This is a genomic window from Rhodopirellula sp. UBA1907, assembly GCF_002337565.1.
Lineage (GTDB): Bacteria > Planctomycetota > Planctomycetia > Pirellulales > Pirellulaceae > Rhodopirellula > Rhodopirellula europaea.
On sequence record NZ_DDGH01000083.1, the window covers coordinates 99,864 to 106,785 of the forward strand.

General features: G+C 56.4%; 6 protein-coding genes. 4 read left to right on the plus strand and 2 right to left on the minus strand.

Annotated elements, in window-relative coordinates:
• Nucleotides 1-230: 230 nt before the first annotated feature.
• From B2R17_RS17870 to B2R17_RS17885, 4 genes are all read left to right on the plus strand, one after another.
• Nucleotides 231-638 (plus strand): hypothetical protein, encoded by a 408-nt coding sequence (locus B2R17_RS17870; protein WP_008661931.1) that lies wholly within the window; start codon nt 231-233, stop codon nt 636-638.
• Nucleotides 639-708: 70 nt separating this feature from the next.
• The gene (locus tag B2R17_RS17875) at nt 709-1,920 is read left to right on the plus strand and encodes a multiheme c-type cytochrome (RefSeq protein WP_286765054.1); all 1,212 of its coding nucleotides are present in this window, start codon (nt 709-711) and stop codon (nt 1,918-1,920) included.
• Nucleotides 1,917-3,080: a hypothetical protein gene (locus B2R17_RS17880; protein ID WP_286765055.1), complete on the plus strand. Its 1,164-nt coding sequence runs from the start codon at nt 1,917-1,919 to the stop codon at nt 3,078-3,080. The genes B2R17_RS17875 and B2R17_RS17880 overlap by 4 nt, the downstream gene beginning before the upstream one ends.
• Entirely contained in the window at nt 3,077-4,312 is a 1,236-nt protein-coding gene (locus B2R17_RS17885) for a tetratricopeptide repeat protein (protein ID WP_286765056.1), read from the plus strand. The genes B2R17_RS17880 and B2R17_RS17885 overlap by 4 nt, the downstream gene beginning before the upstream one ends.
• Before the next feature lie 147 nt (nt 4,313-4,459).
• Here B2R17_RS17885 and B2R17_RS17890 read toward each other — a convergent pair whose 3' ends face one another.
• Together B2R17_RS17890 and B2R17_RS17895 are read right to left on the minus strand one after the other, a co-directional pair.
• A complete protein-coding gene (locus B2R17_RS17890) occupies nt 4,460-4,984 on the minus strand; it encodes a MogA/MoaB family molybdenum cofactor biosynthesis protein (RefSeq protein ID WP_286765058.1) in 525 nt (174 codons plus the stop codon).
• Nucleotides 4,981-6,750, minus strand: coding sequence for a cation:proton antiporter (locus B2R17_RS17895; protein WP_286765059.1), 1,770 nt, complete (start codon nt 6,748-6,750; stop codon nt 4,981-4,983). Before B2R17_RS17895 ends, B2R17_RS17890 begins: the two co-directional genes overlap by 4 nt.
• Nucleotides 6,751-6,922: the final 172 nt, after the last annotated feature.

Genomic DNA, 6,922 nt, shown 5'->3' on the forward strand with positions numbered 1-6,922 from the left:
GCGAGATTTCCGGGGGAGGGCAAACCTCGCCACCTCCCATGCCCGGCCCCCTCCCTCGCGTACGTCTGAACGGCGTCGCTCGACCTCCCCCCAAACTTCGTTTCGGGAGAGGTTCAGTGCGAGAAAGCAGCGTACATACTTGCATCAACAAACTGCACGATCTCCCCTCAGAGCGAGGGGAGGACTGAGTTCCCAATCTCTTGAACACTTTCAACTCATTTTCAAACCAGATGAACCTTCCAAACCTAATCAAACTGTTCCCTGTTCTGGCGTTGCTCACCTGCATCGGCTGTGGATCCTCGGCTCCACCCAAAGCAACCCTTGAGCAAAACGCATTTGCGAGCGTCTTGGGCCTCGGCGATATCGCTGGCGACCCTAAAATGTTCCCCACCGCGTTCGTTGACGGAACGGCTCCTGAAAACCGCGAAGACTACGCTCAACGTGGCTATGAAATTGCCGGCGAAGCAGAAGTCAATGGCGACCAACTGACAGTCCCTGTCAAAATCTTCGGTGGTGTCGTTGCAACTTCCACTGCGGACCGCGCCAAAAAGGCTTCGGACGTTGGAACCACCACCCAAAACTGGGTGCTGCAACGCGTCGGTGAGGAATGGAAAATCAAAGACGCACCTTTGGGTTGATCGCTTTTCAAGGCATCCCTTGTTCTCGAAGATTCTTTCTGCAAAGAGCCTCCAGTTTCTGGGGCTCTTGATGCTTTTGGTCATTGGAGTCTGTGCGGCTAGCGTCGCACGTGACCTGATGTCGATCGAACCTGCGCCGCCATCAGACGCACGGCGAAGGCAGCCTCCCAACACCTCCGGCGCGTCGATCTCCCAAGCGGCGAAGCAGTGGAGCCAATTCGTATCCACTCAATTCGCCGGGGACCAAGCCTGCCAGGCTTGCCATCCGGCTGAATACGAAGCCCACCTTCGGTCCGGTCATTCGCGAACCGCCACACCAATGGTGGACTCCGAATTGGCTCAGCGACTTTTGCAACAAGGCGAATACGAAGATTCGCTGCGTGAGCAAACGTTCCGCTTCACTCAAAATGCGAACCAGTTTTTGGTCAGCACCTCGACGGGGCAGGACAGGGCGTCCACGAATGAGCCCGCACCGTCGAACACGGAAACCACACGCGTGTCGGTCGCCGTCAACTGGCTGTTGGGCTCAGGCACCCACGCCCAAACCCCCATCGCAATTCAAAAGGATGGTTCTCGCGGTATCGAGATGCGGTGGTCATCCTTCCTAGGCAACGACCAACTGAATGTGACTCCCGATCACGATCAATACGAGACTTTCCGTGAAGGCACAGCCGAATGCTTTGGTCGCCCCATGGATGCCATGGATGTGCGTTCTTGCATTGGATGCCACTCCACGGTAGTCCCGCCTCCACCGTTGCCCCTGACACCCCAAACCATGATTGCAAATGTCGGGTGCGAACGCTGTCATGGCCCACGAAAGCAACATGTCATTCTTGCAGGTCACGGATTGCCTGAACAAAGCAAACCCATGATCGATCAACACGATGCCAGCGCACACATGGAAACCTGCAGTGCTTGTCATCGCGACGAGCGTTCCGTTTCAAAGGATTCCACCGCCGCCGAACGAGCCCGTTTCCAGCCCTACGGACTGAAGAAAAGCGAATGCTACCTGCAATCGTCCGGTGAACTCACCTGCTCGACTTGTCACGATCCACACGACACCACCTCGCATGATCGCCCGCAATACATCGAGCAATGCCAAAGCTGCCATCAACCGCAGGCTTCCACAATTTGCCCGGAAGCCCCAACGGGAGACTGCATCGAATGCCACATGCCACTGACGCCCTGGACCCAAGGAATTGCTTTTCGCGATCACTGGATTCGCGTCGTTGAGGGCACCGCTTCGCACGCGACCGAGCCCAACTCGGAGGCATCTCCATGAGCGTCGTCACCCAGTCACCAAACACTCGTCCGGCAATGGATCCGCCTGCCTCTCGATTGCAAGAAACATCGCAAACGAATGCCCCGGCCGACGCGAAAAGCGGGTTCCTTTTTTCGCCACTCATCGACCTTATCTTCATTGCGAATTTGTTTTGGCCGTTGCTGGTCTTCGTCGATGTCTTTGGAGGTGCGACCACACACGAAGGCCTGTTGTTCTGGCAAATTTATTTCATCACCGCGCCACACCGATGGATCACGATCGTTCTGGTTTCCGTCGATCACCACAAGGCTCAAGACCGCCGGTGGCTCTTTACCGCTTTGGCCCTCGCGATCCTGACCGTCTGCGTTGGGTTGCAGATGGGAACCGGGTCACTGCTGTGCCTCGGAATGATCGATTACATCTGGAACGCCTGGCACTTCTCGTCACAGCATCACGGCATCTTTCGAATCTACCAACGCCAATCGTCCTCCAAACCAGCCACCAGGACGTCCGATCCGTTTGATCGGAACGCGAAAAGCGGTGCGGGCACCAACCAACCCAATTCGCTGAATCGATTGGTACAACGCAAAGGGCCGCTATTTCAAAAAATCTTCTTCCGTGGATTCCTGCTTTACACGATCGCCCGTGCCGCAGGATTGGGCTGGCCCGAAGGACCGTTTCCCTCGTTCGCTGGAGTGGAACTTCTGGATTGGTGGATGCTGCTGATTCCCTTCGCGTTTGCCGTTTCCGCCGTCTATCGATTCGCGAAGCTTGGCAACCAGTCCTTGGGCAGCATGCTGTATCTGCTCAGCGTGATGTCCCTCTTCACGGCGTTGCTGTTGGCCGCTCATTACCAAAACAGCCAACTGGTCATCCAACTCGCACTGGCCTCCGCCATTTTCCATTCGATGGAATACATGTCCATTGTGACTTGGTCGATGAAGAAGTCTGGATCCAAGAAATCAAACAATCCGCTGGCACGCCTCTCCAAAACTTGGATGTTGTTCCTGGTGATGTTCGTCCTTGTCATCGGCCTAGGAAACTACCTGCTTTCTCGTGGTTTTTTTGAATCCTGGGTGCTGATCAACCTGGTCGTTGCCTTCTGGCACTACTGCTTTGACGGCCTGCTGTGGAAGTCTCCCAAACGAGTCGCCCCCGCTTCCTCCACGGGTGCCGAATGACGCAACCAAACGACACGCCGAGGAAAAACCTGCCGGCAAACTGGCTTCTCTGGCCGCCCACGGTGATCGCCGTCTTAGTGGCCATTCGTCACTTGCTACTCGATCCGAGCGGACACCTGGAGTGGTTTGGCCGCGAAGATATCTACGCCATATCTATGTTGTCTTCCCTGCCAATTGGCTTCGCCGCAGCAAGACGAGTTGCCAAGAAATCTCGTTTTTCCGCGATCGTCCTGGGTGTTTGCTTGTTCTTAGGGTGCCTTTGCCTGGCAGTCGCGAGCCATGGAATTTCACTGCCGAGCAGTCTGCTCGCAATCACCATCGCTCGAGCATTGCTGTCCTGTCTCACCGCATTTGCCGCCGCGAACCTCTGTTTCACCATCGCTTCGCCGCAACCAACGGCGCAGCTCGGACCGCCTGCGATCGGGGCAGGGCAGGGCGGCCAACAAGCTTTGCCGGCTTGGGCTTGGCTGCTGTTTGGTACAGCCACAATTGCGATTCCAGCCGCCTACACGCATTCCGCGGCGGAATCGCTCGAGAAAAAGCTGAACGAATCATTGGCCAGCAACCGCGTCGCTCTGGCTTGGAAACATTGTTCACAACTGCGTCGATTCAATCCCAGCCTGACCGCCGCGAACACGGACTTGGCAACCTTGGAGAGCAACCTTCGCGATGAAAAGGCTCGCTTGGAAGCAGAGATCCAACAACCCATGCCTAGCAATCTGACTCTCGCGATGATTGGCCGGCGAATCACGACCCTCGTTCAGCTCGACCGCAACCACGAGGCTCTCGGCTGGATCCGACCGATGATGTCCGGTCGCAATTTCCATCCGATCAGCCTCGACTTTTATGGACTGTGTCAACAGCGTTTGGAACAACCTGCCGAGAGCATGCGAGGTTACGAGCGTTCGCTGAAACACTGGGAACGACAACCGGACAGCCCCGCGAAGAACAACGCGATGATCAGTGCCTACAAGGGCATCGCTTTCGCAGCCCGGCAATTGGGCGATCGGCGTTTGGAAGAGCAGGCCTACCAAACGCTCGTGCAACTGGCCCCCACCGCCGAAAATCATTTTCTGCTCGCGACCAGCTACAAAGAACATCAAAAGACATCGCTTGCAGCCGAGAACGCTCAACTCGCCGCGGAACTGGACCCGCAATACGCCGAGCAAGCCCGCTCGATGCTGACACAACTTTCCCGTGACCACTTCAGTTGCTTCTTGGTGCCTCGCTAAGCAAGCGGGCAGGAGCGGCCATAACCATGTGAGCCGTGTGGGTGTTCGCCGGGCTGCTCAATGTTCGATCTTCGAAAGAGGGTAGGCTCGCGCGAGTTATCTCCCCATGGGATTGCAGATAGCAGCCGGTGGTTTGAACGCAGTGATTCAGCGTGAGGCCAGCGACACCGCATGTCTGAGAATCGGCAGCACGCACTGGTTCATCCCCGTCGTGACCGCCCCCGTTGATCCCGGCAACGCGAACACCACCTTGGACTTCATCCGCCCCGCCGTGGCGCGACTGAGCATCGCCTTGGGACCGATCTCGGCAATCGAGATGGCTCGAAAGTATTCCCCGAATCCAGGCAACGTCACATCCAACATCGACTCGATGACATCGACCGCCATGTCTCGCGGCGTGATGCCGGTCCCGCCCGTCGTGATCACCGCATCGAGCGAATCGTCTTCGGCAAGCTCGCTCAACAGCTTCGCAAGCGGTTCGGAATCATCTTTCAGAATCATCCGTTTCGCGACGGCATGACCAGCTTCCTCCAGCAAGCTGACGATCCGATCGCCACTGCGGTCTTCTGCTTTGCCACGCGTGTCGCTGAGCGTGATCACAGCAACGCGAACGGCTTGAGCAGGATACACGTCCGGGCAACCGCACTGGGTATCAGGCTTGGGTTGATTCACGATGTTGCTTCCTCATCCTGTTCCAACAAACCGGCACGATGCTGAGCGTCCTCGAGGAAGTAATTCACATCGTTGAGATCATCGGCGTGAAGCACTTCGTAGGCATGAGCCGCACTGCGAGATCGATACAACTGCTCGCGAATGTTGATGTCTCGCGTGATCGCCGTCGCAAACGCGGAAAGAATTTCCAAATGACGCTTTCGGCTTGATTCGGGAGTGGCCAACAACAGCACCGCATGCACGGCGCGTCCATCGGGTGTGTTGAGCTTGATGCCTTTCTTGCTGATTCCCAAAACGCCTTTGACTTCGTTGTCGCCCGGTTCATCGATGATCGCGTGGGGAATCATCAGTCCTGTGCCCAAACAAGTCGTTTGCGAAGATTCACGGGCTCGCACCGACTCCAGAAATTTTTCTTGCGGCGTGCTCATCGGTGTCGTGGCATAAAGCAGGTTCGTGAGCTTCTGGAAAATCTCCTCGGTGTCACCATCCAAATCAACCATGATTCGGTTCTCTTGCAAGAAATCCAACAATCGCGGTCGATCCTTGCGAGCTTCGCCCGTTTGCGTCAGAGCGAACCGCGTCGCACTGGGGCCTAGCAACTGATTGATCGCAAGAGCCGACAAACCGACCGTTGTCACCATCGACTTGATTTCATCGGAGAACCCCGATTGTTCGCTCCCGACCAGAATGATCAAACCAACCGCGACGCCCCCGTGCGGCAACAATGACATCCCGAGATACTTGCGGACGTTGTCGGTCGCCCCGGACAAGCTCATCGCGGTGTAGGCACTGATCGATTTCGCAAACAAACGAGCCAAGAAGTACAACGCAACCAAACCGATGACCGGCGGTATCTGAGTGAAATCCAGCTTCATCCCCGCGAAGGTATAGAAGAGCGCAAACAACGCTCCACCAATCGAGTTCAGATACGCTTCCCCTGATCGCACCAAATCGTGGCGAGAATTGGTCAGTGTGATCCCAGCGAATGTGCACGCCAGGATTCCACCCGAGGTACCAAAGCTTGCCGCAGCCCCCCAAGCTCCTAAAACGACCGCAACCATCAACGGCCCAAGAAACGCGGGGCTGACCAAAGTACGAACCATCACGATCGCGAGCAGCGCGCAAGTCGCACCAATGGCGAGCGTCACGGCAAACTGAACCCCAACGCTCTCGAGTGCGTGAACCCAACCGGACTCATCCGCCAAAAACGTTGAAATGAAGACGAAGACCGCAACGGCGACCATGTCAATCAAACCGATCGCCGCCAACAACGTGCGAGTCAAAATCCCGCGTGCTCGCGCTTCTTGAATCACCAACACAGTGGTCCCGGGAGCACCTGCGATTGCAATCGCGGCGAACAACGCGGCAGGCGGCAATGACATGGAAGAGTCCAGCCACTTCCCGCCAAAGTACATCACGGATCCGACCAACGTCGGTGTGATCAATGCCTCGCCCAACAGCAGCAAACCAATCCGTTTGCCGGTGTTTCGCAAACTGCCAAAGTACAACGAGGCACCCACCGTGAACGCGATGAACCCCAACACAAAATTCATGTAGGGACCAAACCGGTCCAATGCTTGGGGATCTAGAACCGTGTCCATCCCCGGCAGCCGCAATTGACGAAGCAAGATTCCGGTAGCGATCCAACCAGTCACTTTTGGAAGTCGAATCAGCGCGAAAAGCTCTCCACCGAGCACACCGGCGGTAAGGACCACCGCCATGTTGAAAAGCGGATCGTCAAAGTGAAGGTTCGGAAAAAAATCCATGTCCTGGCCGTCGTTCGCCGAACGGAAATCGTCAAAGCAGCCAGGATACTAGAGAAAAAGCCCCTCTTTGGGAACGCGACGCAACGTTCAGCGACCCGTTCCCCCAGAGGACATCCCCAAGTGCCAAACTTGACCACCCCAACACCAAACCTCGTGCTCGTGCTCGTGCTCG

Coding starts and splice junctions, on each gene's coding strand:
- B2R17_RS17885 (WP_286765056.1), top strand. CDS start 3,077: ATGACGCAACCAAACGACACGCCGAGGAAAAACCTGCCGGCAAACTGG.
- B2R17_RS17875 (WP_286765054.1), top strand. CDS start 709: ATGCTTTTGGTCATTGGAGTCTGTGCGGCTAGCGTCGCACGTGACCTG.
- B2R17_RS17870 (WP_008661931.1), top strand. CDS start 231: ATGAACCTTCCAAACCTAATCAAACTGTTCCCTGTTCTGGCGTTGCTC.
- B2R17_RS17895 (WP_286765059.1), bottom strand. CDS start 6,750: ATGGATTTTTTTCCGAACCTTCACTTTGACGATCCGCTTTTCAACATG.
- B2R17_RS17880 (WP_286765055.1), top strand. CDS start 1,917: ATGAGCGTCGTCACCCAGTCACCAAACACTCGTCCGGCAATGGATCCG.